The sequence below is a fragment of the Pigmentiphaga sp. NML030171 genome, assembly GCF_002188635.1.
GTDB lineage: Bacteria > Pseudomonadota > Gammaproteobacteria > Burkholderiales > Burkholderiaceae_B > Pigmentiphaga > Pigmentiphaga daeguensis.
Genome location: NZ_NINX01000041.1, coordinates 35,321 through 51,691, shown reverse-complemented (window position 1 = coordinate 51,691; position 16,371 = coordinate 35,321). Strand labels below are relative to the sequence as shown.

The 16,371-nt window shown below is 67.6% G+C and carries 17 protein-coding genes; all 17 read right to left on the bottom strand.

Annotated elements, in window-relative coordinates:
* Positions 1-9: 9 nt before the first annotated feature.
* On the bottom strand, positions 10-1,071 hold the full coding sequence (gene nagZ / locus CDO46_RS21125) for a beta-N-acetylhexosaminidase (RefSeq protein ID WP_087840655.1): 1,062 nt from the start codon (positions 1,069-1,071) through the stop codon (positions 10-12).
* 11 nt (positions 1,072-1,082) lie between these two features.
* Positions 1,083-1,514 carry a holo-ACP synthase gene (gene acpS / locus CDO46_RS21120; RefSeq protein WP_087840555.1) on the bottom strand — a complete coding sequence of 144 codons (432 nt, stop codon included), beginning with the start codon at positions 1,512-1,514 and terminating at the stop codon, positions 1,083-1,085.
* Positions 1,514-2,260, bottom strand: coding sequence for a pyridoxine 5'-phosphate synthase (pdxJ, locus tag CDO46_RS21115; protein ID WP_087840554.1), 747 nt, complete (start codon positions 2,258-2,260; stop codon positions 1,514-1,516). Before pdxJ ends, acpS begins: the two co-directional genes overlap by 1 nt.
* Before the next feature lie 95 nt (positions 2,261-2,355).
* On the bottom strand, positions 2,356-3,231 hold the full coding sequence (gene recO / locus CDO46_RS21110) for a DNA repair protein RecO (protein ID WP_087840552.1): 876 nt from the start codon (positions 3,229-3,231) through the stop codon (positions 2,356-2,358).
* Positions 3,224-4,123: a GTPase Era gene (gene era / locus CDO46_RS21105; protein WP_087840551.1), complete on the bottom strand. Its 900-nt coding sequence runs from the start codon at positions 4,121-4,123 to the stop codon at positions 3,224-3,226. The genes recO and era overlap by 8 nt, the downstream gene beginning before the upstream one ends.
* A 2-nt stretch (positions 4,124-4,125) precedes the next feature.
* On the bottom strand, positions 4,126-5,097 hold the full coding sequence (rnc, locus tag CDO46_RS21100; RefSeq protein ID WP_087840550.1) for a ribonuclease III: 972 nt from the start codon (positions 5,095-5,097) through the stop codon (positions 4,126-4,128).
* Between the two features lie 309 nt (positions 5,098-5,406).
* Entirely contained in the window at positions 5,407-6,309 is a 903-nt protein-coding gene (gene lepB, locus CDO46_RS21095) for a signal peptidase I (RefSeq protein WP_087840548.1), read from the bottom strand.
* A gap of 37 nt (positions 6,310-6,346) precedes the next feature.
* Positions 6,347-8,140, bottom strand: coding sequence for a translation elongation factor 4 (lepA, locus tag CDO46_RS21090; RefSeq protein WP_087840546.1), 1,794 nt, complete (start codon positions 8,138-8,140; stop codon positions 6,347-6,349).
* A gap of 224 nt (positions 8,141-8,364) precedes the next feature.
* Positions 8,365-9,825 carry a DegQ family serine endoprotease gene (locus CDO46_RS21085; RefSeq protein WP_087840544.1) on the bottom strand — a complete coding sequence of 487 codons (1,461 nt, stop codon included), beginning with the start codon at positions 9,823-9,825 and terminating at the stop codon, positions 8,365-8,367.
* Positions 9,826-9,903: 78 nt separating this feature from the next.
* The gene (locus CDO46_RS21080; protein WP_243724645.1) at positions 9,904-10,923 is read right to left on the bottom strand and encodes a MucB/RseB C-terminal domain-containing protein; all 1,020 of its coding nucleotides are present in this window, start codon (positions 10,921-10,923) and stop codon (positions 9,904-9,906) included.
* Positions 10,924-10,934: 11 nt separating this feature from the next.
* Positions 10,935-11,579: a sigma-E factor negative regulatory protein gene (locus tag CDO46_RS21075; protein WP_243724644.1), complete on the bottom strand. Its 645-nt coding sequence runs from the start codon at positions 11,577-11,579 to the stop codon at positions 10,935-10,937.
* A gap of 83 nt (positions 11,580-11,662) precedes the next feature.
* Complete coding sequence (rpoE, locus tag CDO46_RS21070; protein WP_087840542.1) at positions 11,663-12,265, bottom strand: RNA polymerase sigma factor RpoE; 603 nt, start codon at positions 12,263-12,265, stop codon at positions 11,663-11,665.
* Positions 12,262-12,762, bottom strand: coding sequence for a protein YgfX (locus tag CDO46_RS21065; protein WP_087840540.1), 501 nt, complete (start codon positions 12,760-12,762; stop codon positions 12,262-12,264). Before CDO46_RS21065 ends, rpoE begins: the two co-directional genes overlap by 4 nt.
* Positions 12,763-12,799: 37 nt before the next feature.
* Positions 12,800-14,029 (bottom strand): beta-ketoacyl-ACP synthase II, encoded by a 1,230-nt coding sequence (gene fabF, locus CDO46_RS21060; protein WP_087840538.1) that lies wholly within the window; start codon positions 14,027-14,029, stop codon positions 12,800-12,802.
* A 144-nt stretch (positions 14,030-14,173) separates the two neighbouring features.
* A complete protein-coding gene (gene acpP / locus CDO46_RS21055) occupies positions 14,174-14,413 on the bottom strand; it encodes an acyl carrier protein (protein ID WP_087779058.1) in 240 nt (79 codons plus the stop codon).
* 105 nt (positions 14,414-14,518) lie between these two features.
* The gene (fabG, locus tag CDO46_RS21050) at positions 14,519-15,262 is read right to left on the bottom strand and encodes a 3-oxoacyl-ACP reductase FabG (RefSeq protein WP_087840536.1); all 744 of its coding nucleotides are present in this window, start codon (positions 15,260-15,262) and stop codon (positions 14,519-14,521) included.
* A 157-nt stretch (positions 15,263-15,419) separates the two neighbouring features.
* Positions 15,420-16,358, bottom strand: a complete 939-nt coding sequence (gene fabD, locus CDO46_RS21045; protein ID WP_087840534.1) for an ACP S-malonyltransferase — start codon at positions 16,356-16,358, stop codon at positions 15,420-15,422.
* Positions 16,359-16,371: the final 13 nt, after the last annotated feature.

Genomic DNA, 16,371 nt, shown 5'->3' with positions numbered 1-16,371 from the left:
TCGCCCTCCTCAGGCGCCGGCCCGCGCCAGGGCCTGGACCGCCTTGCGGGCCTTGCGATAGGCCGGATCGGCCGTCAGCGCCTGCCAGTCCTGCGCGGCGAACCTCGGCTTGAGCGACCGGATGCGCGCCACCGAGGCCGGATCCTGGACCCAGTCGAGCCGGCCCAGCAGGTCGTCCGCCATGTCGGGCCGGTTGCAGACCAGCACCATGTCGCAGCCCGCGCGCAACGCGGCCATCGCCCGGCCATGGATGTCGCCCGCCACCGAGGCGCCTTCCATGGTGAGATCGTCGGAGAACACCACGCCGCCATACTGGAGGCGCTTGCGCAACACGGTCGTCACCCACTTGCGCGAGAACCCGGCGGGCGACTTGTCGACCCGCGGATAGATGACGTGGGCCGGCATCACGGCGCCCAGGATGGCATCGCCCAGCCAGCGATAGGGCTGCGCGTCCTCGCCCAGCACCTCGTCCAGCGACCGGTCGTCCACCGGGATCTCGTAGTGGGAATCGGCGGCGGCAAAGCCGTGGCCGGGGAAATGCTTGCCGCAGGCGGACATGCCGGCCAGCGCCAGCCCCTGGATCAAGGCCCGGGCCAGCATGGCCACCACGCGCGGATCGCGATGGAAGGACCGGTCGCGGATGACGCGGCTTTCGCCGAAATCCAGGTCCAGCACCGGCGTGAAACTCAGGTCCACGCCGCAGGCACGCAGCTCGGCGGCCAGCACCCGGCCGGTATCGGTCGCCATGCGCATGGCTTCGAGCGGGTCGCTTTCCCACAGGCGGCCCAGGGCCCGCATGGGCGGCAGCGCCGTGAAGCCATCGCTGCGGAAACGCTGGACCCGTCCGCCCTCGTGGTCGACCGCGATCAACAGCGGCTCGCCGCGGGCGGCGTGGATGTCGGCGGTCAACCTGGTCAGTTGCGCCCGGTCGCGGAAATTGCGGGCGAACAGGATCACTCCGCCCACCAGCGGGTGGCGCAGCCGCTCGGCCTCGGCCGCGGTCAGTTCGAAACCCGCCACGTCCACCATCACGGGGCCGGGTGCAGGCAAGGAAGAAAGAGATGCAGTCATGATCGGATCCGTCACGGGCGCCGCGTCTCCACGATGACGTAGGCGGCGACCATGTCGTGTTCGTCGGTCAGCGATACGTGGGCGGCGCCGAAGCGCGCCTCGTACCAGGTCTTGAGCGGCTCGGCCAGGACCACGACGGGCCGCCCGCCCGGCGCGTTGAGCGTTTGCATGCGGCGCCAGGTCATGGGCATGCGCATGCCCAGTCCCACGGCCTTGGAAAAGGCCTCCTTGGCGGCGAAGCGCGTGGCCAGGAAACGCACGCCGCGCTGCGGGTCGCGGCTGCGGCGCGCGGTGAATTTCGCGAATTCCTCGGCGCCCAGGATCTTCTGCGCGAAGCGGTCGCCCCGGCGCGCCAGGGCCTGCTCGATGCGTTCGACCCGCAGCAGGTCAATGCCGATGCCGGCCAGGGCGGGAAGCGCACCGTCGCGCAGCGGCTCGGGCATCAATGCGCCGGCCTCGGCAAGGCACCGCTGCGCGCGGTGATCATCAGGGCCTTCATCTCGCGCACCGCCGTCTCCAGGCCGCAGAACACGGACTGGGCGATGATGGCGTGGCCGATGTTGAGCTCGGCGATGCCGTCCAGGGCCGCGACCGGCTGCACGTTCTCGTAGTGCAATCCATGGCCGGCGTTGACGCGCAAGCCCTGCCGCAACCCGACCGCCACGGCGTCCCGGATGCGCGCCAGTTCCCGCTGCGCCGCATCCGCCACGGCCTCGGCATACGCGCCGGTATGCAGTTCGATCACGGTCGCGCCCGTGCGGGCGGCGGCCTCGATCTGGTCCGCCTGCGGATCGATGAACAGCGACACCCGCACGCCGGCATCGTGCAACCGCGACACGGCGGCCTTCACATCGTCGAAATGCCCCAGCACGTCCAGTCCGCCTTCGGTGGTGAGCTCCTGGCGTTTCTCGGGCACCAGGCAGACGTCCTGTGGCCGGATCCGGCAGGCGATCTCCAGCATTTCCGGCGTGATGGCGCATTCCAGGTTCATGCGCGTGCGCAGCTTGCCCCGCAGGCTCTCGACATCCGCGTCCTGGATATGCCGGCGATCCTCGCGCAGATGCAAGGTAATCAGGTCCGCGCCCGCCTCCTCTGCCACCAGCGCGGCCCGGACCGGATCCGGATAGGAAACGTGCCGCTGCTGCCGCAGCGTCGCCACGTGGTCGATATTGACGCCCAGATCAATCATAGATATCCAACAATTCCATCCATTCAGCCCCTCTCGCCGGTCAATCGGCGGCTTTTCCAGGATGCGGTGGATCCGGCTCCGCCGGTCCGCCCGCATCACCCCCGGGGGGGGCGCGCGTCAGCGCGCAGGGGGGGAAAACTCCTCAGGTCTCGCAATACCTGCCGCGTCGCCATCGGCCGGCCATTCATATGATAGTCCAGCCGTTCCCGCAGCAAGCGGCGCAGCTCGGGCTCGGCGGCGACATCGTCGAAGCGGCCCGCGGCCAGCGCCAACAGCGACTCACCGGTAATAGGCGTGCCCAGTTGCGGCGCTTCGGGCTCCTCGGGCTCCGGCCCGGCTTCCAGCGGCACACGGTAGCGCATGCCGGCTTGCACGGGCTCGTCGTTGCCCGTTGCGGCCGGGTCGAAGCCATAGCCGATCTCGCACAGCAGCCGCCATTCGAACTCCCTCAAGGCAGCCGACAACCGGGGCTGCGCGGCCAGCCTGGACAAGGCGTCGACATAGGCGTCGTACAAGGATTCGTGCGGATCGTCGCGTCCCAGCAGGCGCAGCAGCAGCTCGTTCAGGTACCAGCCCGACATGGCTGCGGCCCCTTGCAGGCGCTGGGGTGCCCCGGACCACTCGGCCCGCACCAGGGTCTTGATCTCGCCCGCGCCGCTCCAGGACAGGCTCAGCCGCTGGAAGGCGATCAGTACCGGCCGCAGCGCCGAATGAGGCCGCTTCGCGCCCTTGGCCACCAGGGCCAGCCGTCCGTGGGAACGCGTGAACACGTCCAGGATCAGCGAGGTCTCGCGATAGGGATAACTGTGGATCAGGAAGGCGGGGACATCGTCCACCCGGTGCCCACGGCCACGCGGACGCGCCTGCCTGGCGGGCGCCGGAGCGGCCGCCAGGGGCGTCCGCCGGAACAGCGATCCTGCGGCGTCGGGCAAGATCTCGTCCGGCGCCACGGGATCCCGGGAATTACTCATAACCCAGGTCGCGCAGCGCGCTTTCGCGCTCGGCCCAGCCCTTGCGCACCTTCACATAGATTTCCAGGTGCACCGGCTTGTCGATCAGCTTGGCGATGTCCTGCCTGGCCTCGGTGGCGATGCGCTTCATGCGTTCACCCCCGGTTCCCAAGAGGATAGGCCGATGGCTGTCCCGGTCGACGATCACGCAGGCCGCGATGCGGGTCACGCGGGGCTGCTCTTCCCATTGCTCGATCACCACGGTGGACCCGTAGGGCAGCTCGTCGCCTACCAGGCGGAAGATCTTCTCGCGTATGAGCTCGCTGGCGATGAAGCGCACCGGCCGGTCGGTCAGGGTGTCTTCCTCGAACATGGGCTCGCCTTCCGGCAGCCCCTTGGCGATCTCGTCCAGCAGGTGATCGAGCTGGCGCGACTTGGCGGCGCTGACCGGCACGACGGCATCGTAGGGATGCAGCCCCATGATGCGCGACACGTAGGGAAACAACGCGTCGCGGTCCTTGAGCAGGTCGGTCTTGTTCACGGCCAGGATGCGCCGCGCCCGCGCCGGCAACAGCGGCAGCAGGTTGGCATCGCCCTCGGACCACTTGCCGGCCTCGACCACGTGGACCACCACGTCCACGTCGGCCAGCGCCTGGGTCACCACGCGGTTCATCATGCGGTTCATCGCGCCGCCGTGGCGGGTCTGGAAACCGGGCGTGTCGACGAACACGAACTGCTCGGCGCCACGCGTGAAGACGCCGTGGATACGGTGGCGCGTGGTCTGCGCCTTGCGCGAGACGATGCTGACCTTGGCGCCGATCAGCGCGTTCAGGAGGGTCGACTTGCCGACGTTGGGCCGGCCGACGATGGCGACGAAACCGCAGCGGCTGGCGGTGGAGGAATCAGAAGACATGGTCATTTCTTGCCGGCGGGCTGCCCCGAGGCGGACAGGGTTTCGCCGGGAGGCTGCGGCGCCGGAGGCGCTGCCTGGGGTTCTTTCCGGGGCGCGGCCGCCGGGACGGGCGCCTTGCCCTCGGCGGCCTGGGTCGAGGTGATCTTGGCGACGGGCGCCTCGATCACGGCGGCCCTGGCCGGAGCCGAAACGGCGGCCGCCTCTACCTTGGCGGCGTTGGCGGGTTCGTCCGGCACTTCCTGCGCCACCGCAACCGGCAGCGACAACTGGGCCGTCTTGCGCGCGCGGGGCGAACGCTTGGCCGGCGTCGGATTGGCGGCCAGCGCGGCTTCCAGCGCCTGCTTGGCGGCCGCCTGCTCGGCGGCGCGGCGGCTGCCGCCTATGCCGACCACCTGCACGTCCAGCTTGGGGATGGCGCACTCGACCTCGAATTCCTGGCTATGCGCCGCGCCGTGCGTGGCCACCACCGTATAGACCGGCAACGCGATCTTGCGGCCCTGCAGGTATTCCTGCAGCAGCGTCTTGGCGTCCTTGCCCAGCGTCTTGGGATCGACGGTCTCGAGCACGGGCTTGTAGAGCCGGGCGATCACGGCGCTGGCCGCGTCGAAGCCGCCATCCATGAAGATGGCGCCGAAGATGGCCTCGAGCGTGTCGGCCAGGATCGACGGCCGGCGAAAGCCACCGCTCTTGAGTTCGCCTTCGCCCAGCCGCAGGAAGCGGGACAGTTCCACCCGCTGGGCGATGTCGGCCAGCGACGCCTGCTTGACCAGGTTCGCGCGCAGGCGCGACAGGTCGCCCTCGTCGATGCGGGCGAAGCGGTCATACAACAGGGAGGCGATCGCGCAGTTCAGGACGCTGTCGCCCAGGAACTCCAGGCGTTCGTTGTGCTTGCTGCTATGGCTGCGATGCGTCAGCGCCTGCTCCAGGAGGCTCTTGTTCCTGAAGGTGTAGGCGAGGCTGGTCTCGATATTCATGGCTCCCCCTACGCGCTGCGCGCGCCCGGCATGGTGAGCCCCCAGCCGCTACGCGGCAGCCCCCCGAGGGGGCGGGGCCCCGCCTTGGGGCGGCCCGGCGCCGAGCCCCCCGGGGCGGCACTGGCGGACCGGCGGAGCCGGATCCGCTGTGCCCATGGGTACGACCCGGCTGATGACGGATGGAGAAGCTGCGTGGCGGGGCAATGCGCATGCGCGGCCGCGCCGCCAGGCGCGGGGGGCGCTTGCGGCCGGGTGCGACAGGCGGAGGTAGGCGACGAATTCATGCGGTGCGGCGCATGGCGCAAGACATCAATGGAAGCGGCCAATCCGTTTCAGGTCCCCGAAGTTCATCCAGACGAAAAACGCCTTGCCCACGATATTCGAATCCGGCACGAAACCCCAATACCGGCTGTCCGCGCTGTTATCCCGATTATCGCCCATGACGAAATAATTGCCTGCGGGCACTTTGCAACGCACGCCCTCGCGGGAGTATTCGCAGGCGTCGCGGTTCGGATAGCCCCCAAAAGGATCGATTTCCGGCGAACGTCGCTCATCTATCAATATCTGATGATTTACGCCCTTGAGGTTTTCATCATATAGCGCGGCGTAGGAAACCCGGTCTGGGTCGAAATATTCCCCTACCTTTTTCATGGGTATTTCCTGCCCGTTGATGGTCAGCCGCTTGTTCAGGTAGGCCACCTCGTCGCCCGGCACGCCGACCACGCGCTTGATGTAGTCGACCTGCGGATCGACCGGATAGCGGAAGACGACGACGTCACCGCGCTGCGGGTCGCCCAGCGGGACGACCTTCTTGTCCACGATGGGCAAGCGCAAGCCGTACGAAAACTTGTTGACCAGGATCAGGTCGCCGATCTGCAGCGTGGGCATCATCGAGCCCGAGGGGATGCGAAACGGCTCGACCACGAACGAGCGCAGCACGAACACGAACAGGATGACCGGGAAGAAACTGACGGAGTACTCCACCCACCAGGGCATCTTGCCGGCGCGGTCCACCGCTTCCTGGCGCTGGCGTTCGACCTCGGCCTCGCCGCTGGCGGCGCGCACCGACTGGGCGCGCCCGGCGTCGAACTCGGCCGCGGCGCGGGCCATGCGGGCGGTACGCTGCGGACGCAGGGACACGCGGTCGAATGCCCAGACGATGCCGGTCACCACCAGCAGCACGAACAGGATCAGCGCGAAATTCAGGCTCATGCCCCCTTCCCCTCGATATGGTTCACAACACCGCGGTTCATTTGTCCTCCACCTGCAGAATGGCCAGGAAAGCTTCTTGCGGAATCTCGACGCTGCCGACCTGCTTCATGCGCTTCTTGCCGGCCTTCTGCTTTTCGAGCAGCTTCTTCTTGCGGGAAATGTCGCCGCCATAGCACTTGGCCAGCACGTTCTTGCGCAAGGCCTTGACGTTCTCGCGCGCGATGACCTCGGCGCCGATCGCGGCCTGGATGGCCACGTCGTACATCTGCCGGGGAATGAGCTCGCGCATGCGGGCGGTCACGTCCCGCCCGCGGGCACGGGCGTTGGCACGGTGCACGATGAGCGACAGCGCGTCGACCTTGTCGCCGTTGATCAGCAGGTCGACCCGCACCACGTCGGCGCTGCGGTATTCCTTGAACTCGTAGTCCATCGAGGCATAGCCCCGCGACACGGACTTGAGCTTGTCGAAGAAGTCCAGGACGATCTCGGCCAGCGGGATCTCGTAGGTCAGGTGGACCTGGCGGCCGTGGTAGGCCATGTTGATCTGGATGCCGCGCTTGGCCGTGCACAGGGTGATGACCGGCCCCACGTACTCCTGAGGCATGAACAGCGTGACCGTGACGATGGGCTCGCGCACGTCGGCGATCTTGCCCACCTCGGGCATCTTGGACGGGCTGTCGACCATGACCACCGAACCGTCGCGCAGTTCGACCTCGTAGACCACCGATGGCGCGGTGGTGATGAGGTCCATGTCGAACTCGCGCTCCAGCCGCTCCTGCACGATTTCCATGTGCAGCAGCCCCAGGAAGCCGCAGCGGAAGCCGAAACCCAGCGCCTGCGAGACTTCCGGGTCGTACATCAATGCGGCATCGTTGAGCTTGAGCTTTTCCAGCGAGTCGCGCAGCGAGTCGTACTCGCTGGATTCGACCGGATACAGGCCGGCGAATACCTGCGGCTTGATCTCCTTGAAGCCCGGCAGCGGCGCGGCGGCCGGCTTGGAGGCGTGGGTGATGGTGTCGCCCACCTTGGCGTGCTTGAGTTCCTTGATGCCGGCGATGACGAAGCCCACTTCCCCCGCCGACAGGTGCGTGCGGGCTTCGGACTTGGGCGTGAACACGCCGACCTGTTCGCACAGGTGCGCGGCGCCCGTGGCCATCAGCAGCAGCTTTTCCTTGGGCTTGAGCACGCCGTTGACCACGCGCACCAGCATCACCACGCCCACGTAGTTGTCGAACCAGGAGTCGATGATGAGCGCCTGCAGCGGCTCGGCGGCATCGCCCTCGGGCGGCGGGATGCGGGCGATGACCGCCTCCAGGATGTCGTCGATCCCCATGCCGGTCTTGGCGCTGGCCGGGATGGCGTCATCCGCCGGGATGCCGATGACTTCCTCGATTTCCTGCTTGGCCGTTTCCGGGTCGGCCTGCGGCAGGTCCATCTTGTTCAGCACCGGCACGACCTCGACGCCCAGCTCGATGGCCGTGTAGCAATTGGCCACGGTCTGGGCCTCCACGCCCTGCGAGGCGTCGACCACCAGCAGCGCCCCTTCGCAGGCCGACAGCGAGCGGCTGACTTCATACGAGAAGTCCACGTGCCCCGGGGTATCGATCAGGTTCAGGTTGTAGGTCTTGCCGTCCCGCGCCTGGTAGCGCAACGCGGCGGTCTGGGCCTTGATCGTGATGCCGCGCTCGCGCTCGATGTCCATCGAGTCGAGTACCTGGGCCTCCATTTCCCGGTCCGACAAGCCCCCGCAGCGGTGGATGATGCGGTCGGCAAGCGTCGATTTGCCGTGATCGATGTGGGCGATGATGGAGAAATTGCGAATGTGCTGCATGCGATCCAAATGATGAGCCCACCCCCTACGCGCTGCGCGCGCCCCCTCGAGGGGGCGGCACTGGCGGACCGGCGAAGCGGGTCCGCGGTGCCCTTGGGGATTTGCAAAAAAAGGGGGCGCAACGCGCCCCGCCTGTATCGGCCGTGCGGGACGTTCCCGCACGGCTTGCCTGATAGATATGTCGCGACCCGGCATTTTACCGCCGAGCGCGAATGTCTGCCCGACTACCGCGTGGGCCGTATCGGCACCCACTGGGTCAGGTCGTCGCGCCGGACCAGCACGCCGTGGACCTTGCTCCGGTCAATCTTGGCCACCAGCCCGTTGAACTGCGACGCGCCGGTGATTTCGGTATTGTCCAGGGCCAGGATGACGTCTCCCTGGCGGATGCCGGCCCGCGCGGCAGGGCCGTCGGCGGCGTCCACCTGCACCCCGCCCCGGACCCGCAGCTCGCGGCGCCGGGCGGCGGGCAGGTCGGAAACCACCAGCCCCAGCACGTTGGTCTTCTGGGCCTGGCTGCCCCCTTCGTCCTGGCGGGCCGCGGCGGCCTTGTCCGGCTCGAGCTCGCCCACGGTGATGGACAGGTCGCGGGTACCGCCGCGCCGCCAGACCTGGATCGTGGCCTTGGTGCCCGGCTTGGTCTCGCCCACCGTGCGCGGCAGGTCGGACGAACGTTCGATCGTCTTGCCGTTGAATTTCAGGATGACGTCGCCCGGCTCGATCCCGGCCTTCTCGGCGGGGCTGCCTGGCTCGACCATGCCCACCGAGGCGCCGGCGGTCCGGCCCAGCCCGATGGCGTCGGCGACTTCCTTGCTGACTTCGCCGATCTGCACGCCGATGCGGCCACGGATGACCCGGCCGCTGGAACGCAACTGGTCGGCCACGCGCATGGCTTCGTCGATGGGAATGGCCAGCGAGATGCCCATGAACCCGCCGCTGCGGGAAATGATCTGCGAATTGATGCCCACCACCTCGCCGCGCATGTTCAGCAGCGGACCGCCGGAGTTGCCGGGGTTGACCGCCACGTCGGTCTGGATGAACGGCAGGTAGTCGCCCGTGTCCCGGCCCGTGGCGCTGACGATGCCCGCGGTGACGGTGGAGTCGAGCCCGAATGGCGAGCCGATGGCCAGGACCCACTCGCCCTTGCGCAGCTGGGTGGGATCGCCCGGCTTGAGCGGCGTCATGCCGGTGGCCTCGATCTTGATCAAGGCCACGTCGGTGCGCTCATCCGAGCCGATGACCTTGGCCTTGAACTCGCGCCGGTCGGTCAGGGTGACGTAGATGTCGTCGGCGCCGTTGACCACGTGGTGGTTGGTCAGGATGTAGCCGTCGGCCGAGATGAAGAACCCCGATCCCACGCCGCGCGGAACCTCCTGGCCCTCGTCGTTGTTGCCCGGCGGGGTCGGCTGCCGGGGCCCCCGGCCGGGAGGCACGAAATCAGGACCGAAGAACCAGCGGAAAAGCTCGTAGGGGTCCTGGCCGCCCCCGCCGCCATAGGGGCCGCGTGCCACGGCCCGTGCGGTGGTTCGGATGTTGACCACGGCAGGATCGGCCTTGGCCACGAGATCGGTGAAATCCGGCAAGGCACGGGTCTGCGCCTGCGCGGCCGGCTGGCCGGCGGCCAGCAGCAGCGCGGCGAACAGGACGAGCAGGAACGCGGTGCCCAGGGTCGAGCACACCCGTTTCATCGGATGCGGATAGCACGCAGCACCATGGAAAACTGACATGTAAGCTCCGGGTAAAGAAAAGGCTCGAACCGGCGGCGCTCAAGGCTTGCGCGCGGCCACCGGCGTATAGCTTATCGAATCGGCGATCTGTTGAATCGTACCGAGCGGCGCTTCGCCCAGCACGGTGATCCAATGGTCGCCCAGGCGGCGCCCCACCACATTGATGGCGCCGCGGGCGCCCGGCCCGACCTGCCGCGGATGCGATTCGCTATAGGGCTCGATGAAGACGGAAATCGCCGCCAGGCCATCCGACAACATGACCTGCTTGACGTCGGGCTTGCCGCCCATCGAACGCTGGACTTCCATCATCCTGTGGAAACCCACCGGTTCGCCCACCTTCCAGCCGAGATCGGCCAGCTTGACCGGCTTCAATTGCGTGCGCACGACGCGCCAGCCCTCGGTCTTCCAGCGCGGCTTGAGTTGCTTGCGATCGACATCCGCCCCCACCTGCAGCGCAATGAAGGCGACCTGCTCGACCACGTCGTCCTCGGGCGACAGGGTCTGGGCCCGCAGCAGCAGCCCGGAGCTGCTGTCGGCGCACAGCCGGTAGCCGTAGCGATCGGCATCCCGGGGGCGCAGGGTGATGACCTGGCAGTCCCGGTCGGCCACCCGTTCCGGCTGGGGCTCGACGCTGACGTCGTAGTGCTCGCCCAGTTGGTCCGGGCCGCCTATCATCAGGCCGGGGAAACGATCGCGCGCGGTCCGGGTCTCGACCAGCACGGCGCGCTTCTGCGGCAGCAGGCACTGGATCTCGTCGTCCTTGCGCAGAAACTCCAGCGGCTGGCCGTCCAGCAGCTCGAGGCGCTCGTGCTCGCTCTTGCCGTCGTAGATATGGGTGATGCGGGAGGACTGCATCGAGGCGCCCTGCTGATACGCGAAGACGCCGGAATAATTGAGTTCCCGGGCCGAGGCCTGGATGCGCTGCAACAACCCGGTGCCATCGGCCGGGGCCGCGGGGGCCGGGGGCTGGGCCTGGGACGCGATCGTCACCAGGCACAGCATGGCGAACGCCAGGGAACGTGTGGACCACACCACGGCCGAACGACTAACCTCCGACACGAGACCTTCCTTCAACGTTGCCCTGCGGCGGATTCGAAAGAGGTGGCCGACACCTGCCGGATGGCGCTCCGGCCGGCGATCTGCCGGTGGGCCTCGAGGTATTCGCCCAGCGAAACATCGACCGCCGGCTCGGCCCGGCGCGCCGCGGCCGGCGCGGCGACCTGGACGACGGCCGGCGTGGCGGCGGGCTGGGCGCTGGCGGAAAATTCGACCGGTGCGCCCTGCCCGCCGAAATAGGGCTGGGCGATCCAGGTGACCGAGGCGACGGCGGCCGCCGCAGCCAGACCGGGAAAACCATAGCGCGTCATGAACCGGCGGGAAATCGTCCGCCGGGGCGCCGCGACGATGGGCGCCTCGTGTTCCAGCGCCTCGAGGAAGCGCCGGTGGAAGCCGGACGACACGGGCAGCGCCAGTTCGGGCGTGCGCACCACGTCGCCGACCAGATGGTAGAGGTCCCAGTCGGCGCGGCCTGCGCCCGTCGCCAGGTAGGCGGACACTGCCGCTTCCGCTTCATCGGCCTCGTCGGCGAGTTCGCCGTCCATGTAGGCCGACAGCCATTCCTCGACGCGGGCCTGATTCAACCCGTCCAGATCGTCCTGCGCAGACGCGGCCGCTTCCCGGCCGAAACCGACGGACTCATTCCGATGCGATGTCACCTGCATTTCCATAACCTCCGGGGCTGCCGATTGCCCGGTTACCTGCCATTTTGCCCAAAATTCATGCCGCCCTGCTCCCCTGGCTACCAACGCTTGTCGTCCTGGGTATCCAGCAGGGGCCGCAATCGGGCCGCAATTGCCTCGCGCGCCCGGAAGATCCGGGATCGCACGGTGCCTATGGGACATCCCATCGACTGGGCGATGTCCTCATAGCTCATTCCTTCAATCTCGCGCAACACGATAGCCGTTCGCAGCTCCTCGGGAAGAGCTTCGATCGCCAAATTGACCGTTTCAGCAATTTCGCGGGTCGCCATCATGGATTCTGGCGTGTTGATATCGCTTAGGTTGTCGGTTTCGTCGAAAGTTTCACCATCCTCGTTCTCGTATTCGGACGGCGAGCTGGGACGCCTGCCCGAAGCCACCAGGTGGTTCTTGGCGGTATTGATGGCGATGCGGTAGAGCCAGGTATAGAAGGCGCTTTCCCCGCGGAACTGCGGGAGCGCGCGATAGGCCTTGATGAAGGCCTCCTGGGCGACGTCTTCGATTTCGCTGGGATCGCGGATGAAACGCGACAGCAGGCGCAGGATCTTGCGCTGGTACTTCAGCATCAGCAGTTCGAACGCCTTCTTGTCGCCCCGCTGCACGCGGGCGACCAGCTCGGCGTCGATCTCGCGCTCGCTCGTCATGCCGAGGCCCCCAGGCGGGGATCACGAGCCTGGGGCGCGACCAGCAGGCCTTCGCCCCGCTGCTCGGTCCAGGCGACGGCCATGCGCAGTTGCCGCCATTCCCTGGCCTCCAGGCTGTCGGCCCACACGGTGAGCGTCGCACGCGCGGGGGCCCGGGGCCGTCCGGGCGGCGGCGCGAGGTCGCCCTGCAGCGTCAGCCAGCCCAGCGGGGAATGCCAGATGTGGCGGGGACGGAAACGCCGCCAGCCCTGGTGGTCGGCCAGCGCCCAGTTGCCGCCGGCATCGACGGCAAGCGCCCGAAACGGCTGGCGCGCCCGGCGTTGGCAGACGATGGCGCCCAGCGCCAGCCCCAGGCCGGCAGCCGGGGCTGCCGCCCAGGCCAACGGCGAACCGGCCAGCGCGAACCAGGTCCCGGCGGCCGCGGCCCATCCCGCTGCCAGGGCGATGCAATGCCCCAGCAGGCCGGCGCGGCGCGAAGGCCGCAGATGCGCCAGCATGGACAGACCGGAGGGTGCCGTCCCGATATCGCTCAAATCAGACCTTGCGCACGATCATCGTGCCGTTGGTACCGCCGAACCCGAAGGAGTTCGACAGCGCGACGTCGATCTTCATCTGCCGCGCCTGGTTGGCGCAGTAGTCCAGATCGCACTCGGGGTCCTGATTGAAGATGTTGATGGTGGGCGGAGCAACCTGGTTATAGACGGCCAGCGTCGTGAACACGGCTTCGATGCCGCCGGCGGCGCCCAGCAGGTGGCCCGTCATGGACTTGGTCGAGCTGACCACGATCTGCTTGGCGTGGTCGCCGAAGGCCAGCTTCAGGGCCTCGGTCTCGTTCTTGTCTCCCAGCGGCGTCGAGGTGCCGTGGGCATTGACGTAGTGGACCTCTTCCTTGTTGATCCCGCCGTTGCGCAGCGCGTTGACCATGCCGCGGCAAGGTCCTTCGCGGTCGGGCGCCGTGATGTGGTGGGCGTCGGAGCTCATGCCGTAGCCGGCGAATTCGCCATAGATGCGCGCGCCGCGCTTCTTGGCATGTTCGTATTCCTCGAGCACGAGCACGCCCGCGCCCTCGCCCAGCACGAAGCCGTCGCGATCGCGGTCCCAGGGACGCGACGCCGTCTTGGGATCGTCGTTGCGGGTGGACAGCGCCCGCATGGCGGCAAAGCCGCCGATACCCAGCGGCGACACGGTGGACTCGGCGCCGCCGGCCAGCATGACGTCGGCATCGCCGTACTCGATCAGGCGCGCGGCGTCACCGATGCTGTGCAGGCCGGTGGTGCACGCCGACACCACGGCGTAGCTGGGTCCCTTCATGCCATAGCGTATCGACAGCTGGCCCGAGATCAGGTTGATCAGCGACGCCGGGACGAAATAAGGCGAAATGCGGCGCGCGCCGCGCTGCAGGTAATCGGCCTCGGTTTCCTCGATGCGGGGCAGGCCGCCGATACCCGAGCCGACGATGACGCCGACGCGTTCGGCGTTGGCATCGGTGATTTCAAGCCCGCTGTCCTTCAAGGCCTGCACGCCGGCCGCGATGCCATAATGGATGAAGGTATCCATCTGGCGCACTTCCTTGGCGGGCACGAACTGGCTTGCGTCGAATCCTTTGACTTCACCGGCGATATGGCAGTTGAAATCGGTGGGGTCGAAGCGGGTGATGCGGTCTATGCCTGAACGGCCGTTGACGATGTTGTCCCATGCGGAGGCGATGTCATTGCCCACAGGGGAAACGATACCGAGACCGGTGATGACGACGCGTCGCTTCACTGACTACTCCTCAAGTGCGCGGAGAAAAAGCGAATCCGGCAGCTGCCCTCCCGCCGTTGGCTCCGGCAAGGTCGCGCATGGCCGCGCCGAACTTAAAAAACGAAGGCGGCCGATGAGCCGCCCGCGTCATCGCACGAAAACGATTTACTTCTTGATGTGCGCGCCAACGTAGTCGATGGCTTGCTGCACGGTCGTGATCTTCTCGGCTTCCTCGTCGGGAATCTCGGTCTCGAACTCGTCTTCGAGCGCCATGACGAGTTCCACCATATCGAGCGAATCGGCACCGAGGTCGTCGACAAAAGAAGATTCGTTCTTGATCTCGGCTTCGTTGACGCCGAGTTGCTCAGCGACGATCTTCTTGACGCGCTGTTCGATGCTATCCATGGAGATCCTCCAAAAGGGTCTATATCTAACTGAATTATAGCCAAGCTCGCCTGTCTAAAGCGGCCCGGCCGGACGAATGCATATCGCGGTTGCAATACGCGGAAATCAATTCATGTACATGCCGCCGTTGACGTGCAAGGTGGCACCGGTTACATATCCAGCCCCCGGCGAAGCCAGGAAGGCGACGCTGTGGGCGATGTCCTCGGGACGGCCCAGCCGGCCCAGCGGGATCTGTCCCAGCAAGGCACCGGTCTGCTCGTCCCCCAGGGCGCGGGTCATGTCGGTGTCGATGAAACCCGGCGCCACGCAGTTGACGGTGATGTTGCGACTGCCCAGCTCCCGCGCCAGCGCACGGGTCATTCCGGCCACCCCGGCCTTGGCGGCGGCGTAGTTTGCCTGGCCGGCGTTGCCGCTGGCCCCCACCACCGAGGTCACGTTGATGATCCGGCCCCATTTGGCCTTCATCATCCCCCTCATGACGGCGCGGGACAGGCGGAACACCGCCGTCAGATTGGTGTCGATCACCGCCGACCAATCCTCGTCCTTCATGCGCATCGCGAGTGTATCTCGGGTGATGCCGGCGTTGTTGACCAAAATGTGCAGACCGCCGTCGGCCTTGCCGATCTCGTCCACCAGGGCGTCCACCGCCGCGGCGTCGTTCACCTGCAACACCACGCCGCGCCCCTTGGCGGGAAACCCGCTCAGCGCCTCGGTAATGGTGTCGGCGCCGGCCTGGGTCGTGGCGGTCCCGACCACCGTCGCACCCCGCGCGGCCAATTCCGCCGCGATCGCCTTGCCTATCCCCCGCGACGCGCCCGTCACCAGGGCGACCTTGCCTTGCAATTCCATGATTTTTCCTTATCTCATCCCGGCGCGCCCCAGCGCCCCGGACTTATCCATCCAACCCCGCCCCTTCTCCCGCTCTTGCCAGGATGCGATGGATCCGGCTCCGCCGGTCCACCTGCATCGCCCCTTGGGGGGCGCGCGTCAGCGCCTAGGGGGAGCCCTAATTGGAGGCCACCGCCTCCAGGGCGGCTTGCAGCGACGCCTGGTCCGTCACGGCCAGCGCCGTCAGCTCGGGGGCGATGCGCTTGGTCAGGCCGGTCAGCACCTTGCCCGGGCCACACTCGACGACGTGGGTAATCCCCTGTGACTGCATCAGTTGTATGGTTTCCACCCATCGTACCGGATGCCAGGCCTGGCGGACCAGCGCGTCGGCGATCGCCGCCGGCTCGGTCGGCGCGGCCACGTCCACGTTGTTGAGCACCAGGATATGGGGGGACTGGATGTCGATGGCCTCCAGCGCCTTGGCCAGGGTCTGGGCGGCCGGCTGCATCAGGCTGGAGTGGAAAGGCGCCGAGACCGGCAAGGGCAGCGCGCGCTTGGCGCCCGCCTGCTTGGCGGCCTCGCAGGCGCGCTCCACGGCGGCCTTGCTGCCGGCGATCACGACCTGCGCCGGCGCATTGAAGTTCACGGGCTCGACCACCTCGCCCTGGGCCGCGGCGGCGCAGGCGGCACGCACCTGGTCGTCGGTCAGGCCCAGGATGGCCGCCATGCCGCCCTGCCCCACTGGCACCGCGGACTGCATGGCGTCGGCACGGATGCGGACCAGCCGCACGGCATCTTCCAGCGTCAGCGAGCCGGCGGCGACCAACGCCGCGTACTCGCCCAGGCTGTGCCCGGCGACCACGGCGGGAGCCGGCCCGCCCGCCGCCTGCCAGGCAGCATAGGCAGCCACGCCGGCGGTCAGCATGACCGGCTGGGTGTAGGTGGTCAGGTTCAGTCGTTCGGCCGGGCCGTTGGCCATCAGGCCGCCCAGGTCCTCGCCCAGGGCGGCGCCGGCACGGGCCACGACGTCCGCCACCGAGGCGTTGCCCGCGAAGCCGTCGAGCATGCCGACCGACTGCGAACCCTGGCCGGGAAAGACGAATGCGATTTTAGTCATGGGTAAAGCCCCG

Coding starts and splice junctions, on each gene's coding strand:
- nagZ (WP_087840655.1), bottom strand. CDS start 1,071: ATGACTGCATCTCTTTCTTCCTTGCCTGCACCCGGCCCCGTGATGGTG.
- acpS (WP_087840555.1), bottom strand. CDS start 1,514: ATGCCCGAGCCGCTGCGCGACGGTGCGCTTCCCGCCCTGGCCGGCATC.
- pdxJ (WP_087840554.1), bottom strand. CDS start 2,260: ATGATTGATCTGGGCGTCAATATCGACCACGTGGCGACGCTGCGGCAG.
- recO (WP_087840552.1), bottom strand. CDS start 3,231: ATGAGTAATTCCCGGGATCCCGTGGCGCCGGACGAGATCTTGCCCGAC.
- era (WP_087840551.1), bottom strand. CDS start 4,123: ATGTCTTCTGATTCCTCCACCGCCAGCCGCTGCGGTTTCGTCGCCATC.
- rnc (WP_087840550.1), bottom strand. CDS start 5,097: ATGAATATCGAGACCAGCCTCGCCTACACCTTCAGGAACAAGAGCCTC.
- lepB (WP_087840548.1), bottom strand. CDS start 6,309: ATGAGCCTGAATTTCGCGCTGATCCTGTTCGTGCTGCTGGTGGTGACC.
- lepA (WP_087840546.1), bottom strand. CDS start 8,140: ATGCAGCACATTCGCAATTTCTCCATCATCGCCCACATCGATCACGGC.
- CDO46_RS21085 (WP_087840544.1), bottom strand. CDS start 9,825: ATGAAACGGGTGTGCTCGACCCTGGGCACCGCGTTCCTGCTCGTCCTG.
- rpoE (WP_087840542.1), bottom strand. CDS start 12,265: ATGACGAGCGAGCGCGAGATCGACGCCGAGCTGGTCGCCCGCGTGCAG.
- CDO46_RS21065 (WP_087840540.1), bottom strand. CDS start 12,762: ATGCTGGCGCATCTGCGGCCTTCGCGCCGCGCCGGCCTGCTGGGGCAT.
- acpP (WP_087779058.1), bottom strand. CDS start 14,413: ATGGATAGCATCGAACAGCGCGTCAAGAAGATCGTCGCTGAGCAACTC.
- fabG (WP_087840536.1), bottom strand. CDS start 15,262: ATGGAATTGCAAGGCAAGGTCGCCCTGGTGACGGGCGCGTCGCGGGGG.
- fabD (WP_087840534.1), bottom strand. CDS start 16,358: ATGACTAAAATCGCATTCGTCTTTCCCGGCCAGGGTTCGCAGTCGGTC.